The following is a 636-nucleotide window of genomic DNA, read 5'->3' on the forward strand; positions in this document are numbered from 1 at the left end:
TACTGGATCAGCAGCGGGTCGTCGAGGTTGTACTCGGCGCGCAGCTGCGCCTGCACGGCCTCGGACAGCGGCCGGTCGCCGGCCAGCGCCCGGATGGGATCGCCGGGCAGCGCGTAGACCATCGAGAAGATGAGCAGGGACGCGCCCAGCAGCACCGGGACGGTCAGCAGCAGACGGCGGAGGACGTACCGCCCCATGGGTCTCCTTGTGTGTGCGGAGGTGTTGCGCGGACAGGTGGGCCCGGGGCGCCCCGTGCGGGGCGCCCCGGGTCAGGGTCGGATCACTCCGAGGTGACGACGACGTCCTCGACCTCGACGCGGCCGAAGCTGTTGACGTAGACCTCCTCCACGTTCTCCGAGTGGGCGTACTGCACGAGCCCGAAGAACAGCGGCGTGGCCGGCATGTCGGCCACGAGCAGGTCCTCGGCCTCCTGGTAGGCCTGGATCGCCGCGTCGATCGAGTCGGCGGCGTTGCCCTCCTGCAGCTTGGCGTCGAACTCCTCGTTCGAGTAGAAGGTCACGTTCGCGCCGGCCGGCGGCAGCGCCGCGGTGGAGTAGGTCGGGCCGAGCATGTTCTCCATGACCGGGTAGTCCATGATCCAGCCGGAGCGGAACGGGCCGGTCATGCCCTTCTCGT

2 pseudogenes are annotated in these 636 nt (G+C 69.7%); both read right to left on the minus strand.

What is annotated here, in order from left to right:
* A pseudogene (locus tag RF645_RS13085) lies at window positions 1-197 on the minus strand (ABC transporter permease); the annotation flags it as partial.
* Between the two features lie 83 nt (window positions 198-280).
* A pseudogene (locus RF645_RS13090) lies at window positions 281-636 on the minus strand (ABC transporter substrate-binding protein); the annotation flags it as partial.

This window comes from Kocuria sp. CPCC 205260 (assembly GCF_040981045.1).
GTDB classification, from domain to species: Bacteria; Actinomycetota; Actinomycetes; order Actinomycetales; family Micrococcaceae; genus Kocuria; species Kocuria palustris.